At 52.7% G+C, this 20787-nt stretch carries 15 protein-coding genes; 9 read left to right on the plus strand and 6 right to left on the minus strand.

Going from position 1 to position 20787, the window contains the following annotated elements:
• The first annotated feature begins 66 nt into the window (after positions 1-66).
• Positions 67-2526, plus strand: a complete 2460-nt coding sequence (locus tag ACQ4M4_RS23955) for a bifunctional metallophosphatase/5'-nucleotidase (protein WP_430686996.1) — start codon at positions 67-69, stop codon at positions 2524-2526.
• A gap of 266 nt (positions 2527-2792) precedes the next feature.
• A complete protein-coding gene (locus ACQ4M4_RS23960) occupies positions 2793-3269 on the plus strand; it encodes a TspO/MBR family protein (RefSeq protein WP_430686997.1) in 477 nt (158 codons plus the stop codon).
• On the opposite strand, the gene ACQ4M4_RS23965 is transcribed toward ACQ4M4_RS23960, so the two are convergent.
• Genes ACQ4M4_RS23965 through ACQ4M4_RS23980 form a run of 4 tightly spaced genes read right to left on the minus strand, consistent with a single transcriptional unit; the run spans position 3249 to position 6635 of the window.
• On the minus strand, positions 3249-4592 hold the full coding sequence (locus tag ACQ4M4_RS23965) for a bifunctional folylpolyglutamate synthase/dihydrofolate synthase (RefSeq protein ID WP_430686998.1): 1344 nt from the start codon (positions 4590-4592) through the stop codon (positions 3249-3251). The two genes, ACQ4M4_RS23960 and ACQ4M4_RS23965, sit on opposite strands and share 21 nt — an antisense overlap.
• A 7-nt stretch (positions 4593-4599) precedes the next feature.
• On the minus strand, positions 4600-5139 hold the full coding sequence (pyrR, locus tag ACQ4M4_RS23970; RefSeq protein ID WP_430686999.1) for a bifunctional pyr operon transcriptional regulator/uracil phosphoribosyltransferase PyrR: 540 nt from the start codon (positions 5137-5139) through the stop codon (positions 4600-4602).
• 36 nt (positions 5140-5175) lie between these two features.
• Positions 5176-6264: a glycerate kinase gene (locus ACQ4M4_RS23975; protein WP_430687000.1), complete on the minus strand. Its 1089-nt coding sequence runs from the start codon at positions 6262-6264 to the stop codon at positions 5176-5178.
• An 8-nt stretch (positions 6265-6272) separates the two neighbouring features.
• Positions 6273-6635 carry a DUF565 domain-containing protein gene (locus ACQ4M4_RS23980; protein ID WP_430687001.1) on the minus strand — a complete coding sequence of 121 codons (363 nt, stop codon included), beginning with the start codon at positions 6633-6635 and terminating at the stop codon, positions 6273-6275.
• 706 nt (positions 6636-7341) lie between these two features.
• Here ACQ4M4_RS23980 and ACQ4M4_RS23985 point away from each other — a divergent pair.
• Entirely contained in the window at positions 7342-7929 is a 588-nt protein-coding gene (locus ACQ4M4_RS23985; RefSeq protein WP_430687002.1) for a hypothetical protein, read from the plus strand.
• A gap of 61 nt (positions 7930-7990) precedes the next feature.
• Here the strand turns inward: ACQ4M4_RS23985 and ACQ4M4_RS23990 are convergent, their stop codons facing one another.
• Together ACQ4M4_RS23990 and ACQ4M4_RS23995 are read right to left on the minus strand one after the other, a co-directional pair.
• On the minus strand, positions 7991-9739 hold the full coding sequence (locus tag ACQ4M4_RS23990; protein WP_430687003.1) for an ROK family protein: 1749 nt from the start codon (positions 9737-9739) through the stop codon (positions 7991-7993).
• Between the two features lie 116 nt (positions 9740-9855).
• Positions 9856-10746, minus strand: a complete 891-nt coding sequence (locus ACQ4M4_RS23995) for an ABC transporter permease (RefSeq protein ID WP_430687004.1) — start codon at positions 10744-10746, stop codon at positions 9856-9858.
• 541 nt (positions 10747-11287) lie between these two features.
• Here ACQ4M4_RS23995 and ACQ4M4_RS24000 point away from each other — a divergent pair.
• The 6 genes from ACQ4M4_RS24000 to ACQ4M4_RS24025 all read left to right on the plus strand — a co-directional run bounded on the left by ACQ4M4_RS24000 (position 11288) and on the right by ACQ4M4_RS24025 (position 20781).
• Complete coding sequence (locus tag ACQ4M4_RS24000; RefSeq protein ID WP_430687005.1) at positions 11288-14584, plus strand: MHYT domain-containing protein; 3297 nt, start codon at positions 11288-11290, stop codon at positions 14582-14584.
• 27 nt (positions 14585-14611) lie between these two features.
• Complete coding sequence (locus tag ACQ4M4_RS24005) at positions 14612-16453, plus strand: two-component system response regulator (protein WP_430687006.1); 1842 nt, start codon at positions 14612-14614, stop codon at positions 16451-16453.
• A gap of 18 nt (positions 16454-16471) precedes the next feature.
• Complete coding sequence (locus tag ACQ4M4_RS24010) at positions 16472-17872, plus strand: sensor histidine kinase (RefSeq protein WP_430687007.1); 1401 nt, start codon at positions 16472-16474, stop codon at positions 17870-17872.
• Between the two features lie 86 nt (positions 17873-17958).
• Entirely contained in the window at positions 17959-18843 is an 885-nt protein-coding gene (locus tag ACQ4M4_RS24015) for an LmeA family phospholipid-binding protein (protein WP_430687008.1), read from the plus strand.
• 198 nt (positions 18844-19041) lie between these two features.
• On the plus strand, positions 19042-20178 hold the full coding sequence (gene gshA / locus ACQ4M4_RS24020; RefSeq protein ID WP_430687009.1) for a glutamate--cysteine ligase: 1137 nt from the start codon (positions 19042-19044) through the stop codon (positions 20176-20178).
• A 480-nt stretch (positions 20179-20658) separates the two neighbouring features.
• Positions 20659-20781: a hypothetical protein gene (locus ACQ4M4_RS24025; protein WP_430687010.1), complete on the plus strand. Its 123-nt coding sequence runs from the start codon at positions 20659-20661 to the stop codon at positions 20779-20781.
• Positions 20782-20787: the final 6 nt, after the last annotated feature.

The raw sequence follows: 20787 nt of genomic DNA on the forward strand, positions 1-20787 counted from the left end.
GAAAAGGTGTGGGATGGCGAGCATTCGTCACTTTGCTGTCTCAGAAATTCACCACGGAACATACTCATGGCTTTCACACTTCAGCTCTTACACGCAGCTGATCAAGAAGCTGGCGTCCCTGCGCTAGACGATGCCCCCCGATTCTCGGCAGTGCTGAACGCGCTGAAAAATGAGGATAGTAATGGTGATGGCATTGCCGACTATGAAAACACCCTCGTTCTCTCGTCGGGCGATGCCTACATTCCCAGCCCCTTCTTTTTTGCCAGTGAAACGGTATTTGGGGCTCAAGGTCGCGCCGATATTTTGATTCAAAACGCATTGGGATTTCAGGCGATCGCCTTTGGTAACCACGAGTTTGATCTAGGAACAGGGGTCGTTGCGTCCCTCATTCAACCGGATGCTGCCAGCGGCTATGCTGGAGCCCTGTTTCCCTACCTCAGCTCCAACCTGGACTTTAGTACCGACTCGGCCCTGGCGGGTTTGGTCGTTGCCGATGGGCAAGAAGCCAGCAGCATTCCCAACGGGATTGCTGGCAACACGGTCATTACCGTCAATGGCGAGCGCATTGGCATTGTAGGAGCCACCACACCCACATTGCCCACGATCTCTTCGCCGGGTGGGGTCACGGTATTGCCCAATGGGTTTGATGGCACAAATCCAGCAGATGTGGCCGCGCTGGCAGCGGAAATTCAAACATCAGTTGATACGCTGCTGACCAACAATCCCGACATTAATAAGGTGGTTTTGCTGGCACATATGCAGCAAATTGCCATTGAGCAGCAGTTAGCCCAACTGTTGACGAATGTGGATGTGATTGTGGCGGGCGGCTCGAACACGCTACTGGCCGATGCGACAGATGCGTTACGTGCTGGTGACGAAGTCGAGGGGCCGTATCCCATTCTCAGCACGGCAGCGGATGGGAACCCGATTGCACTGGTAAATACGGACGGCAACTATCAGTATGTGGGGCGGCTCGTGGTGGAGTTTGATGAGAATGGCGTCATCATTCCCAGCAGCATCGATCCCACGGTGAGCGGTGCCTACGCAACTGATGATGCGGGCGTGGCCGCCGTCAATGGAACCCCTGATCCCGAAATTGTGGCGATTACCGATGCGCTACGGGCGGTGATTGTTGACCTGGAAGGCAATATTTTTGGCAAAACCAATGTGTTCTTGAATGGCACTCGGGGCGATGTGCGATCGCAGGAAACCAACCTTGGCAACTTAACGGCTGATGCCAACTTGGCGATCGCCCAAACCTACGATCCCACCACGGTCATCTCCATCAAAAATGGCGGTGGAGTACGCGACAACATTGGGGTGCTCACCTTCCCTGCAGGTTCTACCAATCCCGAAGATGTGCTCAAGCTACCGCCCCAGGCCAGCGAGGTTGCCGGAAAAGCCGAAGGCGATATTTCCCAGCTCGACATTTCCAATGCACTGCGGTTCAACAACGGCCTCACCTTGCTTACGTTGACCGCAGCAGAACTCGTTGCAGTGGTTGAGCATGGGGTATCGGGCGCAGCTCCAGGGGCAACTCCAGGGAGCTTCCCGCAAATTGGTGGCTTTGCCTTTAGCTTTGATGCCGCTTTGCCCGCCGGAAACCGGGTGCAATCCCTGGCGATTACCAACGAGGATGGCACGGTGGTGGATGTGGTAGTCGAGAATGGTGAGCTGGTGGGCGATCCCAGTCGCACGTTCCGCACCGTCACGCTCAACTTTTTGGCAAGCGGTGGCGATGGGTATCCCTTTCCCGATCGCGATCGCCTCGATTTAGTCACCGAAGATTCCCTCATACCCGCCCCTGACAGCCGCACCGGATTTGCGACCTTTGCCCCCGATGGTTCCGAGCAAGATGCCTTGGCTGAGTATCTGATCACCACCTTTAGCGACAGCCCGTTCAATCAAGCAGATGTGGGGCCAGAGCTAGACACCCGCATCCAAAACTTGGCCTTCCGCAGTGATACCGTTCTGGGCGATGGCAGCGGTTCCACCCCGATCTATACCCTCGACTTTGACACCGACGGTCTGACCGCAGGCACCGTCATCACCAGCCAGTTTGCAGCCTTGGGCGGGTTAACCATTTCCGCACCCAAAACGGCATTTGGAGCCATGATCTTTGACTCTGCCAACCCCACAGGCGGCGACTGCGACTTGGTGACCAGCACCGAGGGCAATGTGCTGATCATTTCGGAAGATGGTGACTCGTCCGATCCCGATGACAATGTCAGCGGCGGCACGCTCCGGTTTGAGTGGGATTCACTGGTTGGCGTTGCGGGCGTTGGCTTGTTGGATATTGAGGAAGCTGGCGGCTCGCTCATCTTCTACGACCAAACAGATGCCATCATCCAATCCATCGCAATTCCAGGAATGGGTGACAACAGTCTGCAAACGATCGCCCTGAATGTTGAGGGGGTTGCCCGGATGGATATCAACCTCGTTGGCAGTGGAGCAGTCACTCAGGTGGATTTGTTAGTGCCAGAACCCATGGCCGCGATCGCACCTCCAACCGTGCTGCCTGCGTAATTCCCACGCGGTCAATTTCCTAGTTTGTACAAATTTTCTGCGGTCGATGGTGCCGGACTTTAATCATCGACCGTTTTTTTGCGTTTGGCATTGCTGGGAAAACTACCGGAAAAAATCATGTTCAGCCCGCAGCACGATGCTCGCTATCCCCAGGTTTGCCACAATTATCTCTAACGAAATAGTGCAGAAATTATGGCCCATGGGCGATCGCTGCAACCCTTGCAGACATTGGCCTTTTGTTGGCTTTTAGCAGAATGGATGAGGATATGATGATTCGACCGTGGATGGTAATTGGGGCAGTAACCTTTGGCCTAGCGCTGATCATTGGAGCCATGGTCAACAAGCGTGGAGTGGAATGGTTTCGGCGATTGCAGCGTCCCAACTGGCTCACCTTTGAGTGGGCAATTCCCATCATTTGGACGGTCGTCTTTACGCTAGGGGCGGCCTCGGCCACGCTCACCTGGGAGGCGGCAGATCCCGGCCAGCGCTGGGGCTTGATGGCCTTTTACCTCGTCCTGGAATTAGTCACTCTTGCTTATTCTCCAGCAATGCTGTGGCTGCGCCGCATCAAGGTTGGGCTGGTGCTGGGGGCAACGGGCGTGGTGTTGGGGCTCATTTTGGCAGTTACCGTGTTCCCCATTTCTCAAACGGCGAGCCTACTCTTACTGCCCTACCTGATTTGGAGCCCCATCGGCACCTATGTCACCTGGGAAATGATCAAACTAAACCCCACCGAAGCTTAGTTTAAAGAAGTGGCCAATCAGGTACAAAGACCCGCAAAAGACGACGGTCGAATGTTCGGCACCTTCATAGGCGGCTTCTAGGCCAGCAAAAATATCGGGGCTGGTTTTGGCGGTGGCAAGGTCGGGGCAGGTGGATTGGGCGATCGCCAATAGTTCTTTGGGTTCAGCGGTAATGTGATCGGGTACTGGCACGATGAAGAGGCGATCGCCCGGTCGAAGCAGCGCACGAAACACCTCAGCATGGTCTTTGTTGGAGATCATGCCCATTACCCAGGAAATCGGGTGCGTGACTTTGGGGCTGGAGTCTACGTACTGCCGCAGCATGGTCGCTCCAGCGGAATTATGTGCACCGTCGATTAGCAAGGGGCGATCGCGCCAGGTGAGCCACTGCATGCGAGCGGGCCAGTGCGTGTTGGCCAAGCCTTCGGCAATCTCCGTGTCAGAAATATTCCAGCCTTGCTGCTGAAGAATGCGAAGTGTGGCGATCGCCAGGGCAGAGTTGGTGAGCTGATGTTCGCCGGGGAGTGGGAGGGAATAGGGAATAGAGAGTGGGGAGTAGGGAGTCGGCAGGGAATCATAGCGGGCCGATTGCTCCAGCGCGCGGCCATTGCCGAGATCGCGAGCAGGAGACACCCAGAGAGCGGGACAATGCAGTTGGCCGAGGCGATCGCGCAGAATGTTAGCTGCTTCTTCTGGTTGGGGCGCGATCACAGCCGGACAATTGAGCTTGAGAATGCCAGCCTTTTCGGTGGCGATGTGGGTTAGGGTTGGCCCCAGCCGTTGCCAATGCTCCAAGCTCAGGGACGTAATCACGCTCACCAGGGGGCGATCGCACACATTGGTGGCATCCAGTCGTCCACCCAAGCCCACTTCAATCACCGCAATATCAACCTGTTGCTGGGCAAAATACAGCCACGCCGCCGCAGTAATCACCTCGAACTGGGTAGGCGACGATTGGTTGGGATCGATGGCATCCACTACCGTTTTCAGTAGGTCGTGCAGGGTGGAAGGGGCGATCGCTTCCCCATTGATGCAAATGCGCTCGCACCAGCTCACCAAATGGGGCGAGGTATAGCGCCCCACCCGACAGCCCGCATGGGTAAGCACAGCAGATAAATAAGCACACACCGATCCCTTGCCATTGCTGCCAGCCACATGCAAAATCGGCACCTGCGTTTGGGGATTGCCCAACGCCGCCAGCAGGCGCTGAATCCGCTCTAGCCCTAGCTCTACCCCAAAGTGAGTAAAGCGATTGAGCAACGCATCAATCGGAGAGTCAGAGTCCACAATGGGCAGCGGAATATCCGCATCAAAAGCTGTCATAACGCGTTCAAGGCTTAATCAATTCAACGGCATCCCGCCCATCAAGGGACTGAAGATACACCTTTACTATTTCATCCTTGGCGGTGGGCAACTTTTTACCCACAAAGTCGGGATGAATGGGCACATCACGATGACCTCGATCCACCAACACCGCCAGCCAAATTGCCGCAGGTCTGCCGTAATCATTCACCGCATTGAGCGCCGCGCGAACGGTGCGCCCCTTATAAATCACATCATCAACCAGCACCACCACCTTTCCCGATAGATCAAACGGAACCTCAGTTTTTTCGGGAGTGCGCAGATCGATCTGATCCAAGTCATCGCGGTAAAAGGTGATATCCAAATGCCCCACGGGAATGCGGTGCCCCTCCAGCATTTCAATTTGATTTGCCAGCAATTCGGCCAACGGCACCCCACGGGTAAACACGCCCATCAGCACTAAGTTATCCAACCCGTCGCCCGCTCGCTCCACAACTTGCGAGGCCAAACGGGTGAGGGTGCGGCGCAGTTCGTCGGCAGACAAAATTTCGACAATTTCAGATGGCACAGCAGACTCCCTCGTGCATGGCGCTGGATAGCAGAACTATTCTGTACCCTGAGTTGGGGCTGTGTCTACTGGCCTCCAGAGGGTTACGGGCTGATGGTCGGCTCCAATATCCACCACCAGATCAACCCGATTGGAATCACGCAACAGCGGCGGCAAAAATAGCTCTGGATGCAGCGCCTTCCAGAAGTACTCGACAAAGGCACGAATGTCGTCATCGCTCATGCCCGATCGCCCCGATCGCTTGAGGTCATGTTCGGCTTCGGTGCGCCAACGTTGGCTTAGGCGATAGTCTTGGGGGCGCAGTACCAGCAGCGAATCCAACTGATCCCACAGAGGCAAATAGGTCGCCAAACGAGTGTTGCAGTCGCGAGCAAAGGCGCGATCGCTCTCGGTCACAATCGGCTCAGGCGCCTGATCAAACTGCTGGGGATCGATTGGCTGCATACCAACAAACCACCCTTCAAATAGCACAATGTCCACAGCCTGCATGGGTTCTGGTTGGGTGCGATCGCCTGCTCCATTGTGAGCCGACTTATCAAACCGAGGCACCATCACACAATCCACAGAGGTCGCCTTAAACTGTTGCAAAAGCTGCACCCCCAACTCCACATCGTGAGTGCCGGGTGGGCCACGCCAGCGCAATCGGGGATCGTGCAACAGCAGGGCTTGCCGCTCAGCATAGGTTTTGTACAGGTCATCAATAGATAAGCTGCACACCCGAAACCCCAACTGCTGCAAAATTACGGACAGCAGACAAGTTAGCGTTGTTTTTCCCGTTCCCTGTCCACCCAAAAAGCCCTGAACTATCGGACGGTGTCGCGATCGCTGCCGCTCCGCAATCGACAAGGCCAGCGGTAGCCAGAGGTCCCACGCGGTGAGCATCGGCACCTGCTCCCAGCCCAACTCCTCCACACAGTAGCGTTGCAGTTCTGGAAAGACCGCTGGCCATAACTCAACCTGCTGAGTGATCCAGGCTTCTGCCTGATCGGTGGGTAGGCACAATGGTTGGGCAATGTGCGTCATCCAGTGTTGTTGGAGGTGCGATCGCTGCTCTACCGTAGGCGATCCCAGTACGGCAACGTCTGCTAATACAGATGCAAGGGTTTGGTTCCAGTGGTGACTCACAGCGATCGCTAACTGCCCAGCTTAAAGGCTTCAATAAACATGCCGTAGATCAGCCCAACTTTAATGCCGTTCAGCATTTCTAAAATGAGCGATCGCCCTGTTTGCGGATCGCTGCGACGACGACGAAAGCGATAGTAGGCCCAGCTAATACTTTCGGTAATGATCCCCAGCATCACCCCAGCCACAATGTCCCAACTGGCATTTTGGCCAGCTGTGGTGGCGATCGCTGTTGCCAAAAAGAAGCCAAGTAGCAAACTCAAAATCACCAGCGAAATGCGCCGCCAGGGATTTTGTAGCCAGCCAATTGATCGATTGAGTGAGCTTTCGATTAAGCCATTGAGGCGCGTATTTTGCACAGTTAGCTTTCCCACCACGGGTCACGCCAATTATCATAGCGCCATCCTTTTTGAATCCCCAAAGCTCCTTCTGTTCAATCAAGCCTAGAAAAGAGAACCAGCGATCGCCAAAAGGCTAAAAAACCACTACACCGATGCGAATAGAAAGTTGCAAAATATATATCTGTAAATCAAAGAATTTTAAGGTTGCTAATATCGTTTTTTGCTTAGTCAAACGCTGAGCTAATTTCAACCCAATCCCGCTCCCCAGCATCGCAGGGTGATCGGGCTCAAGTCCAGCTTTAATCTATACTCAACATCAGAAATTGAATAGACAATTACTCTGCTTTCTGCCCCAGAGTATGCATTAGGAATTTATGCTGATCATGTCACAATTAAGCCAAGAGAGCCCCATCCCCAACCCGACTCAACTCAGCATGAATCCTGCCTGTGGTGAGGTATGATGCGATCGCCACAACCTTCCCACCCACCGTTCTTTCCGATGTCATCTCAGTATCAATTAAAAGTGAGACCTGAATCCTTCAACCACTTTTATCTTTCATCCCACAGGAATTAGCCCCTCCAATTCCAGCTGGAATGTGCGCAATCGTTCTCATTTCAATTCAGCGCGTGATTCACTGATCTTTGTGAAACGTTTATCGCTTTTCGATAACGCTCCCTGTTGAAAGCCATCTCCACTGACTACATTAAGAATAAGCAATCTGCAGAAGATAGCGAGGTCATGAAAAAGCTTTCACAGCGTGTCATCTATCCCGTCGTGCTTGGTCTCTTCGTGCTAGCGGGTTTAGGAATTTGGGCTCTCAGCCGATTCGAGGTCAGTATCGAGACGGGTGAGCCCTCTCAGGTTCCATCGCCCGAACTAGAGGCTGCTGCTACGCCTACCGCTACCCCCTCCGTTGCTGCGCCAACGGCTTCGGTTGGCAGCACGCCCACTCCTGCCAGCCCAAATGCGCCAGAGGCTCAGCCCTCGGCGACTCAACCCGTCGTCGGACTAAGGACCGTTGGCAAATTGCGCGTTAGCAACCAAACCAATTACCCCATTCGAGTTGCCCTGCTTGCCCAACAGGCTTCTGCATTGGCAGACTCTACATCCTTTGGTGAGCCAGTTCATTGGGACTTTGCCCCGCAGGAAGGCAGCGTGGACGGGTTAATTTTGGCCTTACCAGTGAGCGAGTTAAACCTGGAAACAGGGGATGTGGTGGTTGCCTTTGCCCAAGACGGCTCACGCCGCTATTGGGGGCCATACGTATTAGGGCAAACGGTGTCGCCCCGCTGGGTCGATGGCGAATGGCAGCTTGTGATTCGCTAATTCAGCATGAACCGCCAACCTGGTTGGAGATTGTGAGCAACGTTTTGAGGAAGGGCGATCGCTATAGCTCATCGTTGGCAAGGGGCAGCGTGCAGCGCAGGAGGCCAGGGCGATCGGCCGACGGAGCTTCAACCAGCCGAAGAGAACCCTGCATACACTCAAACAACTGTTGGGCAATTAGCAGCGTCATTCCCGGTAAAAAGCTGGGTTCGGGTAAGTTTTTCAGGTGTTCTTTTGCCAGCGCAGGCATAGGAACGGGAGTATGGATGTAATTCACGGCCTCGTGCCAAGCAGATGGGGATCGGGAATCTTCAATCTCGAAATGAAATTGTCGGCTACTTGGCTCAACTTGTGCGGTCAGCCTTACCGTTCCTTCTTGCATGAGGGCGATCGCCGAGTCGATTACATAAAGCAGCCCCTGCTTGAGCCAGTGGGGATCGGCCAGCACATAGAGTTCGGGGTCAACAGTTGCAATCTCAAGCTGAATGCTTCGGTTTTGGGCTTGTAGATGGGTCAGCATTTGCAAATCATCCAGTAGGCTGGCAACCTGAACTGGCTGAATTTGGAGTTGGGTAGAGCCGTGATCGACTTTTGAAACGTGAATCACTTCATCCAACAGCCCCAACAGTTTGTGGGTGGAATGGTAAGCCTGTTGAATAAATTCGCGCTCTTCATCAGGGCTATCGCACAGATCAGACAGGATGAGCTGGTGCATGCCCAAAATACCGTTCAAGGGCGATCGCAGCTCATGGGATGTTCTCGCCAAAAAGCCAGCTTTAAATTTGGCCAGCTCTACGACCATGCGATTCACCAGTTCCAATTCTGATAAAGCTGGATCTGATAAAGCTAAAGCGGATGGGGCGCTTGGGGGCTGCCGGGTTGCGGCATTGGCCTGCAATTGCGCTGCTCGCTGCTCTACCAGTTGCCAAGCCAGTTTTGCCGCACCCACCATGCCAGCCTGGTTCCCCAGGTCGGCGGTCAAAATTTGCAGATCTTCCCGCGAGGTGGGCAGCACTCGCAGCTTGATTTCGTCCCACATGGTCGGAAAAAACAGCTCGCTGCTGGCGCTAATGCCCCCGCTGAGAATGACGGCCTCGGGTGTAAAAATGTAAATCAAATTGGCTAATCCAGCGCCCAGATCTCGCCCATAGTTTTGCCAAAAGGCGATCGCTTCCAGATCTCCAGCTTTGGCGCGATCGCTCATTTGAGCGGGTTCCATGCCAGTCATGCGGCGAATCGCCTGCACCGAAACATGCTGCTCTAGCGAACCACAGTTGCCACTGTTGCAAGCAATTCCTTCCCGATCGATCGTCATCAAACCCAGTTCGCCAGCCGTACCGTTGCGGCCCACAAACAGCTTGCCATCTAAGATGACTGCCCCTCCAACCCCCGTACCCAACGTCAACAAAATGACATCGGTAAAGCGGCGGCCAGCCCCCAGCCATGCTTCGCCGAGGCCAGCACAGTTTGCATCATTGGCCAAAATCGTTGGCTTGCCCAGCGTTGCCTCCATCCAATCGGCCAGGGGCACATTTTCCCACCCCAGGTTGATGGCGACCCGCGCAACGCGCCCCTCCCCATCGGTTGGGCCAGGGGTGCCAATGCCAATGGCGATCGCATCATGGTGGGGATCGACCTGGGCAATCGCATTCACTATCGCCTCAAGGACTGTCCTGGGTTCAGCAGGCTGAGGCGTAGGCACCGTCAATGACTGTAGGCAAGTTCCGATTGAATCAAACCGTCCCAGCTTGATGGCAGTGCCACCTAAATCTACCCCAAGTACTTGCCCTGCATTGGGTTCCGTTCCCATACTGACCCCAGTCTACTTTACTAAATTAGTCATCAGACAAGTCATCCGATTGAGTGGATCGCCAACCCAACAGCTCTCTGCAGCAATTTTTTCACGACTATGACACCAGCTCTTCACTACCGGGTCCAGTTTTCTCGTCGCAACAATGGGTTAATCAACTCATTCAACCCTTCGCCCAGCAGCGATAGCCCAACCACCAGCAGCGTCAGCGCCAAGCCTGGAAAAAAAGCAGTCCACCAAATTCCGGTTGGCAACGCATCGAGGGCCTGTCGCAAATCGAGACCCCATTCCGGGGTTTGGTCAGGCAAGCCCAATCCCAAAAAGCCCAAGCTGCCCAGCGTTAGCGCTGCATCCGCCGCGTTGAGCGTAAATAGTACTGGCACGCTTTGAATGACATTGGCAAACAGGTAGCGCGATAATACTCGCCAAGTTGACGCCCCTGTTGCCTGGGCCGCTTCGATAAACAGCTCGGTTTTTACGCTTACAGTGTGGTTGCGCACAACCCGATAGTACTGCGGCACATAGGCAATGCTGAGGGCGATCGCCGCATTCACCACACCGCGCCCCACAATAAAGGCCAGCGTGACCGACAGCAACAGTCCTGGCAACGTGTAGATAGCATCCATGAGAAATAGCAAGATGCGATCTATGCGTCCGCCAATGTAGCCGCTCACCATGCCCAGCGGTACCCCCACCAGCACACTCAACACCGTAGCCAAAAACACGACTTTGAGGGCAGCCTGAGCGCCAAACAAGGTTCGCGAAAACACGTCGTACCCCTGCCGACTCGTTCCAAACCAATGCTCGGCTGACGGGGGCTGATGGAGTGGGTTTGTGAGAGACTGCATGGGATCTTGCAGCCATCCCCACGATTGCAAAGTCGGAGCCAATAGGGCGATCGCAACAAAACCCAGCGTAATTCCCAAGCCGGCCCACATCATTTGCACTGAGAGGCTGCGCCGCTGCGATTGCTTAAACCAGGGTATCCGGAACTTTGCAAAGGTCATGAAGAGCAAGCTTGCCTAAAGCGTCAAATGAGCATTTGGAGCATCTATCCGCCATAGCCAACCCGTATGGGGGTTGAGCCTCACTTATTGTGACATAGCCTGTGGCTCAACCAAGGGAGATTTACGGAGATAGCCATCGAGAAAAAATGGAGTATCAGTCCTAAAAACTCAATAAAACGTTCAAATACTGGCAATAAAAATTCGTCTCCTTGGCTACAAAGATTCTGATTTTGCCAAAAAATCAGCCTAAGTAGTGATGTATCGTTGATGTTAGAGATGTAACAAGTGATTACGGATAAATTTTGCGATTCCTCCGCGATTTCCATCTCCATAGGTTTGATTGTTTTTAACTATTGGGTTGCTTTTACCCTTCTTACTATTCTCTTACAACAATTTTTAATTATTTCATTGCAGCTTGGTACTCGCCAAAAATCTTCCTTCTTCTCTGCAATATGCGATGCATTCGCCTGAGACTTGGGAACTTTGAAACTTAAAGCGGGCCTCTCCCGATAGACCTGCATAACCTACCTTCACAACCGAAATGATGAGCAGCGGCTCTTATAACTTGTGGCTTGTTGCGCTCTCGTTTGCGATCGCAATTTTAGGTTCGTATACCGCTCTAGATTTAGTGCGACGCATCCAATTTTTAGGCACCTCTCACCCCTCCCCAACGGCAACATCGGCACCTCAACGGCGATTTTGGTTTTGGGCAGGGGCAACCGCCATGGCAACCGGCATTTGGTCGATGCACTTTGTGGCGATGTTGGCGGTGCAATTGCCAATTGCCGTAAGCTACGACATCGCGCTTACCGTGATGTCGTGGGTCTGTGCATTTGCCGCTTCAGGAATTGCCTTTTGGCTCTTGTCACAATCTCGGCAACGGCAAAGTTTTTTGCTGTTGGGGGGAGGCGCCATGGGATTGGCGATCGCCAGTATGCACTACATTGGCATGATGGCGATCGAACCCCACATGAGCCTGGTTTACGAGCCGCCCCTGGTTATCTTGTCTGTGTTCATTGCCATGGTGGCTGCATTTGGGGCTTTGTGGCTAGCCGCGCATCAACCAACTGACAATACCTATCGAGCCATTGTTCTGCGCACGGCCAGTGCCATCGTGATGGGGGTTGCCATTAGCAGCATGCACTACACGGGCATGGCAGCCGTTCGGTTTACGAGGCTAACCAATCTACCAGCCCCCTCCAGCACGACTGCCAGCCCCAATATTTCCCACGCGTGGTTAGCCATTGCTGTGGGAATTTACACGCTATTGCTTTTAATTGCCCTTTTGGTCGCGTCACTATTTGATCAACGCCTGCTAAATCAGCAAATTCGCCAGCAAACACTGCTTGAAAGCGAAAAACGATTTCGCATGCTGATTCGTGAGATGCAGGTCGGTGTGTTGTTACTCAATGCCCAAGCCGAGGTACTCACCTACAATCAAGCAGCTCTATGCTTGTTGAAATGGTCTCCCAGCACGGTGTCGTATCAAACGTTTGGCGATGGATGGAACTTAGTTGATAAGACGCTACAACCGATTCCCACCCAAGATTTGCCGGTACAGCAGGCGATCGCCCTACGGCAACCCATTCGGGGAGCTGTTTTAGGACTTCAAATACCCGCCAACCAAGATTCGGATGCAACCTACCGTTGGCTGCTGGTCAATGCTGAGCCCCAGTTAGATGCCGATGCTCAGGTGGAGCGAGTTGTTTGTACGCTGAGCGATATTACCGATCAAGAGAATCTGGCTTCTACCCTACAGCAAACGGCCAATCGCGAGATTGCGATCGCTCGCATTATTCAGCGCATGCGCCAAAGTCTTGACCTGGATACCATTTTTAGAGCCACAACTGAAGAGTTGCGACTGACCCTAGGGTGCGATCGCGTGGCAATATATCGTTTTAATCCTGACTGGAGCGGTGCCTTTGTTGCTGAGGCGGTGGCAGCCGGTTGGCGATCGCTCATTCAGCAAAACGCAGGAGAAATCGAAACCTCTACTACCCTGGAAAGCGATCGCTGCATTGTCAAAACCTTTAATGAAACGGAATCCCTCGTTCAAGACACCTACCTACAAGAAACCCAGGGAGGAGCCTATAGCCAGGGGTTACGCTACCTAGCCGTTACCGATATTTATACTCCCAACTTTGAGCCATGCTATGTCAACCTGTTGGAATCATTTCAGGTAAAAGCCTACCTCATTGTTCCCATTTACTGCGGCACCCAACTGTGGGGCCTATTAGCCAGCTATCAAAACACAGCCGCACGACAGTGGACCAGCTCCGAAATTAAACTCGCCACGCAAATTGGAGCTCAGCTGGGAGTGGCCATTCAGCAGGCTGAGCTTTTAGCCCAAACCCAACGACAGGCCACCGAGCTACAGCAGGCCAAGCGCGCAGCCGATGCAGCCAACCGGGCCAAGAGCGAATTTTTGGCCAGCATGAGCCACGAACTTCGCACCCCGCTCAATGCCATTTTGGGATTCACCCAGCTCATGCACCGTGACCCCAGTATCAAGCCCGAATTTCAGGACTACATCAACATTATTAGCCGTAGCGGTGAGCATCTTCTAGATCTGATTAACGGCGTGTTGGAAATGTCCAAAATTGAGGCAGGCCGCATTCAGGCCAACGTCAGCGAGTGCGATTTAATTGCATTGCTGGACGAACTGGAGGAAATGTTCCGGCTTCGAGCACAGTCCAAAGGATTAAAGCTCAGCGTGCGATATGCGTCGGATATGCCCCGCTTCATCCGAACCGATTTGGGCAAACTCCGCCAAATTTTGATTAACCTGACGGGTAATGCCATCAAGTTTACCGAGGCGGGTTCTGTTACGCTGTCGGTGAGCTTAGCCGCACCCAACGGCAAAATCAGTCATTCAGCGGAAGATCCCCAAACTTGCATCCTGTACTTTGAAATACAAGATACGGGGTCAGGCATTTCTGCAACAGAGCTAGAAACCATCTTCCAACCCTTTGAGCGAGCGCAAAATGGGTTACAGGTTGAGGGTACGGGCCTAGGGTTGGCCATCAGCCGGAAGTTTGTGGAACTGTTGGGCGGCAATATTGCTGTGGAAAGCGAACTCAACCAAGGCAGTTGCTTTACCTTTTCCATTCAGGCGGTTCTATCCGAGCAGCCAATTCTAGATCGCACAGCTAGCACATCTGGTCGTGTTGTGGGACTGGAACCTAATCAGCCAACGTATCGCATTTTGGTGGTTGAGGATAGCTCAACCAATCGCACACTCATGCTGAAGATGATGCAGTCTTTGGGGTTTGACGTGCAAACTGCCGAAAATGGACAGCAGGCGATCGCGCTTTGGCAAGACTGGCAACCGCACCTCATTTGGATGGATATGCAAATGCCAGTTATGGATGGATATGCGGCCACCCGAGCAATTAAGTCAACCCCACAAGGACAATCTACCGTCGTCATTGCCCTTACGGCCACCGCCTTTGAAGAGCAGCGTCAGGCAATTCTTCTCAGTGGATGCGATGATCTGATTCATAAACCATTTCAAAAAGACGAGCTACTGGCTAAACTCAGCCACTATCTAGGCGTGCGCTACCAATACGAAACTATCTTTGAGGCCCCTAGCTCCATGTCCAAACCTGCAGACCTAAATCCTGAACATCTGCTGGCCATGCCTCCGGATTGGATCGCCAATCTCCATCTTGCCGCTACTCAATGCAGCGATCGCCAAATTTTGCACTTAATTCAACAAGTTCCATCCGAGCATGTTGAGCTAGCCACCAGCCTAAAAACGCTGACCCACAATTTTCGCTTCGATGTCATTGCCTCCTTGTCTCTGCCACAGTCGCGCCAATCCTCAACGCTTTCTTGACCGCTTGTTCTACCTGCGAGACTTTGTGTGACACCGCATTTGACCGAATCTAAATCGATCGACATTTTGATTGTGGACGACACGCCCGCCAATTTGCGGATTTTGTCCAGCCTCCTACAAAAGGAGGGCTACAGTGTACGGCAAGCCATTAGTGGCACCGTTGCTCTCAATGCCGTCGCTGCCATGCTGCCCAATCTCATTCTGCTAGACATTATGATGCCAGACATGGATGGGTACGAAGTCTGCCAAATTCTCAAGCAAAATCCCCAAACGGCCGACATTCCCATCATCTTTCTTAGCGCTCTCGATGAAGGCATCAATAAGGCAAGAGCCTTTCATGTGGGCGGAGCCGACTATATTACCAAGCCGTTTTACTTGGAAGAAGTGCTGGCACGGGTACATAACCAGCTAGCATTGCGCCATGCTGAGCTACGAAACCTAGAGCTGCAAAATCAGCTAGAAGAGCGGGTGCGGGTGCGTACCCAGCAGCTAGAAGCGGCCAACGTGGAATTACAAAACGAAATTCAAGAGCGACGACAGCTCGAAACACAACTGCTGCGCATGGCTCTGCATGATGGGCTGACGGGCTTGCCCAATCGGCGCTTGTTTTTGGAACGCCTTCAGCAGGCTTTGGATCGGGTTCATACCCACGTTCACGAAACTTTTGCGGTGCTGTTTTTAGATTGCGATCGCTTCAAGTTAGTCAACGATTCGTTGGGGCATCTAGTGGGGGATGAGCTGCTCATGGCGATCGCACGCTGCCTGCATAATTTGCTGGAACCCGAAGATTTGTTAGCGCGGTTTGGCGGCGATGAGTTTGCCATCCTGGTCAACCGCTCTACCACTCTGGCCCATATCACACAGCTAGCCGATCGCATTCTCGAAGCTCTCACCACTCCGTTTCACCTCAATCGCTACGAAGTCTTTATCAACGCTAGCATCGGCATTGTGCTTGGCGATCGCCACTACAACGCACCCGATCATATTTTGCGAGATGCCGACACAGCCATGTACCGCGCCAAAGCTTCAGGCCGGGGACAATCCAAAGTCTTTGATCCGGCAATGCACCAAAGTGTGATGCAAATTTTGCGGCTTGAAACCGATTTACGTCGGGCAGTTCAGCAACAGGAGTTCATCCTTCACTACCAGCCAATTGTCGATCTGCGCGATAACCAAATCACGGGGTTCGAAGCGCTGCTGCGGTGGCAACATCCAGAGCGGGGTATCGTTTTCCCCGGCGAATTTGTAGCGATCGCGGAAGAAACCGGGTTGATTACGCCAATTGGCCAGTGGGTTCTGCGCGAAGCCTGCCAGCAGGCCAGCTTATGGAATCGAACCAGAGGCGATCGCCCCATCAGCATTAGCGTCAACTTATCAGCTCGGCAGCTAGCCCAACCCAACTTTATTGAACAAGTCGATCTCATCCTGACCGAAACTCAACTCGATCCGCAGCACCTTAAATTAGAAATTACGGAGAGCGTCATTATTGAAAGCGCGCAAGCCGCAGCCGACATTTTGCTACAGCTGCAAAAGCGCCATATCTGCATTTGCATTGATGATTTTGGCACCGGATATTCATCTCTAAGCTACTTGCATTCTTTGCCAATTAACACCTTAAAGATTGAGCGTTCATTTATTCAATCCATGTACTCCCATGGAGACCAAAAAGAAATGGTTTCAATCATGATCCAGCTCGCTCATACGATGGGTATGGACGTTGTTGCCGAAGGAGTTGAAACCCAAGAACAACTCAATAAACTGCGCCATTTAAACTGCGAACTTGTACAGGGATATCTATTTTCTAGACCAGTTGATGCTGGACAAGCTGGCCTATTGATTCAAGAACTTCATGCTTCCGTTTCACTTTAAAACCAACGATAATTTTCTATGGCTTTACCGTCTATCTTGACCGAAGAACATGACATTCTCATCGTGGATGATCGGTTAGAAAATATCCGTTTTTTAGCCACCTTACTGGCCGAGCATCACTTCAACGTACGGAAAGCTGTCAATGGAGAAATGGCATTGCAGGCAATTCATGCAATGCCCCCCGACCTCATTTTGTTAGATATCAACATGCCAGGACTAAATGGCTACGATGTCTGCCGTCGCTTAAAAGAAAATCCGACAACCGCTCAAATTCCAGTCATCTTTTTGAGTGCGGTTGATGATGTGGATGGCAAAGTCAAAGCCTTTCGGGAAGGTGGGGTTGACTACATTACCAAACCATTCCAATTCGAAGAAATTTTAGCTCGCATCCAAACTCAACTTTCCCTGCGGAATTTGCGAGTAGAACTTCAGCTCAAAAATGACCAGCTCCAATCTGCTTTGAACGACTTGAAGCTGGCTCAAGCCAGCTTGGTTCAAAAAGAGAAAATGGTTGGCTTAGCACAACTTGCAGCTGGCTTCTGTCATGAAATCAATAATCCAATCAATTTTATTTCTGGCAATATCAATCCAACAGAGCGCTATTTGCAAGATTTGTTGAGCGTGATTCGGCTCTATCAGCAGGAATATCCAACACCAACGCCGCTCATTCAAGAGATGTTGAGTGAATTGGATCTTGATTTTTTGAAATCGGATTTGGACAAAATGCTGCGCTCTATGCGTATCGGCGTAGAGCGCGTGCAGTCCATCATTTTGGCGCTGCGTGTGTTTTCTCGGCTGGATGAATCGGATGTAAAACCCGTCGATCTGCACGCTGGCATTGAGAGTGCACTTCTGCTGCTACAGCATCAGCTTGAGCCCGAAGACTCGGCCTTTCACATTCAGGTGGAAAAGCAGTACTGCGACTTGCCACCCATTATTTGCCATTCGCGCGAACTCAACCAGGCTTTTTTGAATTTGCTGACAAATGCGGTGGAGGCCATTTCGGCCTGTGAGCCCCCTTCTGCCTCTACGCCTCAGCTCGCAGCTTCAAGCTCCGATGCCCATGCGCTAGTTCCAGGGGCCGCGAAACCCATCGATTGGGTTCCGACGATTTGGGTGGTGACAGAGTGCTGCAGAGAGGGCGATCGCACCGTTGCCCGCGTACACATTCGCGACAACGGGCACGGCATAGAACCCACCGTGCAGGCAAAAATGTTTGACCCGTTTTACACCACCAAGCCCGTTGGGCAGGGCAAAGGCTTAGGGTTAACCCAGAGCTACCAAACGGTGGTAGAAAAACACCAGGGACAACTGACCTGCAGTTCAACCTTGGGAGAAGGAACCACATTTACGGTGGAACTGCCGATTCGACCAGAGCCACGGGCTATGCTTCGGCAGAACCGGGACGATCGCTGCTAGAGTAACGTTAGATTCACAACCTTTTTTTGCAACCATTGGTATTGCAATCACTTGTATACTGACTGCCCTTCCGTGCTGACGTTTTCATGACCCATCAGCCTTCGCAATTTTCACCTCAACCATCTGACTCCGACTACTCAGAATATCCGGAGTATCAGTCGCCTGTTGCCGAACCGCAAATGGGTACGGTGCTGCCCGATCCCGATCGCAATTTGCCCGTTCCTCGCCAGAGCCATATTATTAGCAGCATTCTGTCGCCAGCGGTGCGGTTGTGGCTGCGATCGCAGACAGAGCATGTAGAAACCCTGGATGTGTTGATTGAGGGGGGCGATCGCCAACTGTTGGCTGGGTTAGTGCCTCGGGTCACCATCGCCGCTCGCAACGTCGTGTATCAAGGTCTCTACCTAAATCAAGTGCGATTGGTAGGACGAGGCATTCAGGTAAACTTTCGACAAATTTTGCGGGGCAAACCGCTGCGGTTGGCGCAAGCCGTGACCGTACAGGGCGACGTTGCACTCACGGAAGATGATCTCAACGATTCACTTCAGTCTCCTCTGTTGGCCAATGCCATTAGCGATTTTTTGGTGAGCTTGTTGCGTGAAGGGGCTGCTCCCGAGCTAGTGGACCCCACGGCGAAAAAGCCCATCATTCTCGACAACTTTCAAGCTCGGATTGATGCAGGCCGCATCACGCTCGTTGCAGATATCATTTCGGCCACTCAGGGAACCGCAACTCCCTTTGCCATTCGCACCGGGCTGCGGGTCTATAACGGACAGGAGTTGCGCCTCGATAAGCCCGAATGGCTGCCTACACCCACGGCAAAACGTGGCTTTTCGCTGGATGACCTGGATGGGTTTCCGCTGGAGTTGGGCACCGATGTCGATATTCGAGAGCTGGTGCTTCATGATGGCGGGCTTACCTGCCGTGGCCAAATTCGAATTGTGCCTGAAGAGCCCGATCCCGATCGCTAATTGCTGTTTGAATTGCAGCGTGATCGATTAGCTCGATCGCAAACTCAATGGGCTTTCATGGCGATCGCTTACCCGACTCACAGCCGCTTACAGAGCTGTGATCAACCGCTTGGGTGAATTGAGTTGAATAGAAGTGGCGATCGCTGCTTCATCCGCAGTTTTATCCCCCATCGCTCACGATTATTGAGGACGTAGGCAATGCTGTCGAAAGGGTTTGAAATCGAGATCTACACCGGCACCTCCCAGGGGGAGATTGTTGGCTTTTCGGATCAGATTGTGAAAAACCTGGATGGCTTTGTGCGGGAGCCTGACACACGCAACGTAGAATACACGACGCCTCCGCTCTATCGGTATGAGCGTCTGTTGTGTGAGCTAGTCCGCCCACGAACTCGGCTCCGCCAATACCTGAAACAACTGGGGGATTACACCTTGATTCCGGGCAGTACGCTGGCCCTGAGTGGAAGCGATCGCTTCTATCGCTCCGATCCCGAAAATCCCTACCACAGCTACATTGAGCGCACCTATGGCACTACAGTCGTCACGGCCAGCGTTCACATCAACATTGGGATTGAAGAGCCCGAAGCCTTGATGCGGGCCTGTCGGCTGGTTCGGCTCGAAGCCCCGCTTTACCTCGCCTTAAGTGCAGCTTCTCCCTTTTTGGATGGTCAGCCAACAGGCAAACATTCTACCCGTTGGAGCGTTTTTCCCAAAACTCCGGCCCATGTGCCCCTGTTTACCAGCCATGCCCACTACATTGCGTGGACCGAAGAGCAACTCGTCAAGGGCACGATGCAAAATGTTCGCCATTTATGGAGTTCCGTCCGTCCCAATGGCGATCGCCGTCCCTATAATTTGAATCGGCTAGAGCTTCGCATTTGTGATTTAGTGTCTGATCCCATTGCCCTACTAGCCATTTGCGCATTGCTAGAAGCCCGAGTCCTGCAAATCTTGCAGGATCCAACCCTCGATCCTCTCCTCACCAGCAAGATTGCTGCCGATGCCTTGGTGGAACTGACCGATCGCAACGAAGCCGCCGCCGCCCACCATAGCCTCGATGCCGAGCTAACCCACTGGCAAACTGGCGAATCAATAACCGCTCGCACCTGGATAGAATCGCTTTTGCAGGAAGTGAGCCCTACGGTAAAACAGGCTGGGTTTGGCTGCTTTTTGCAACCAGTTAAAAAAATCTTGAGGGAAGGCAACGAAGCACAACGATGGCTTAAGCTCTATGAGCAGGGTCTCGACAGTCAAGCTGTGATAATGCAAGCCATTCGCGAAACAGAAGCTCAAGAACTTGCCCTGGCTGGTGACATTTGTGAGCCTCAAGTAGCGTAGTGAAGCCTGACCTTAGCTGACCTGTTGACAGTACCGCAGCCCAAAGCGGGTGTGATGTCCTGCCAAGAGATCCTGCAAAAAGAGCGCCCCAAACATCATTCAACTGCGTAAGTCCTGGCTGATTTAGACCTGTAGATGGGGTAGAAGGGTGGCGGAAACCGTTCTTTTGCGCACCGTTTTTGGGTTATGCGAACCAGCAGTCGTTGGTTGGCCCTCACTTCAGGGTGCAGCCCGCCTTCATCACAACAGGTCACAATCGCCCTGATGCCTCTGTTGCGGCATGGTAAGAGGTTCTGAAGGAAGCTTGACTCGTTCAGGTCATTGCTCGCTTGACATTCGGGGCATTCTGGAGATATCGCAATTGCCAAGTTCGTAGGGACACGTATTTTTTGAGGATTCTTGCTGAGCCGGGGTTCTCTCAAAATCCCATCCCAAATCAGCAAGCCTAGCGCTATTCGATACATTTGAGGAGCTTCTAAGATGATGCAAAACCCGAGTGACCGTCGCGATCGCATGAGATCGCATGAGATTGATACAGCCAATCCTCGGTTAGGCCCATTTGCAACAGGAATGTTAAGCGATCGCGCTTCACTCTCTGGTTAGGGCAAA

It is taken from the genome of Leptolyngbya sp. AN02str (assembly GCF_050565595.1).
Taxonomy (GTDB): Bacteria; Cyanobacteriota; Cyanobacteriia; order Elainellales; family Elainellaceae; genus Kaiparowitsia.

Excerpts from the sequence above, each read along its gene's own strand:
- ACQ4M4_RS24000 (WP_430687005.1), top strand. The coding sequence starts at position 11,288 with ATGATGAGCAGCGGCTCTTATAACTTGTGGCTTGTTGCGCTCTCGTTT.
- ACQ4M4_RS23965 (WP_430686998.1), bottom strand. The coding sequence starts at position 4,592 with ATGACAGCTTTTGATGCGGATATTCCGCTGCCCATTGTGGACTCTGAC.
- ACQ4M4_RS24010 (WP_430687007.1), top strand. The coding sequence starts at position 16,472 with ATGGCTTTACCGTCTATCTTGACCGAAGAACATGACATTCTCATCGTG.
- ACQ4M4_RS23990 (WP_430687003.1), bottom strand. The coding sequence starts at position 9,739 with ATGGGAACGGAACCCAATGCAGGGCAAGTACTTGGGGTAGATTTAGGT.
- ACQ4M4_RS24025 (WP_430687010.1), top strand. The coding sequence starts at position 20,659 with ATGATGCAAAACCCGAGTGACCGTCGCGATCGCATGAGATCGCATGAG.
- ACQ4M4_RS23995 (WP_430687004.1), bottom strand. The coding sequence starts at position 10,746 with ATGACCTTTGCAAAGTTCCGGATACCCTGGTTTAAGCAATCGCAGCGG.
- gshA (WP_430687009.1), top strand. The coding sequence starts at position 19,042 with ATGCTGTCGAAAGGGTTTGAAATCGAGATCTACACCGGCACCTCCCAG.
- ACQ4M4_RS24015 (WP_430687008.1), top strand. The coding sequence starts at position 17,959 with ATGACCCATCAGCCTTCGCAATTTTCACCTCAACCATCTGACTCCGAC.
- ACQ4M4_RS23955 (WP_430686996.1), top strand. The coding sequence starts at position 67 with ATGGCTTTCACACTTCAGCTCTTACACGCAGCTGATCAAGAAGCTGGC.
- ACQ4M4_RS23960 (WP_430686997.1), top strand. The coding sequence starts at position 2,793 with ATGATGATTCGACCGTGGATGGTAATTGGGGCAGTAACCTTTGGCCTA.
- ACQ4M4_RS23985 (WP_430687002.1), top strand. The coding sequence starts at position 7,342 with ATGAAAAAGCTTTCACAGCGTGTCATCTATCCCGTCGTGCTTGGTCTC.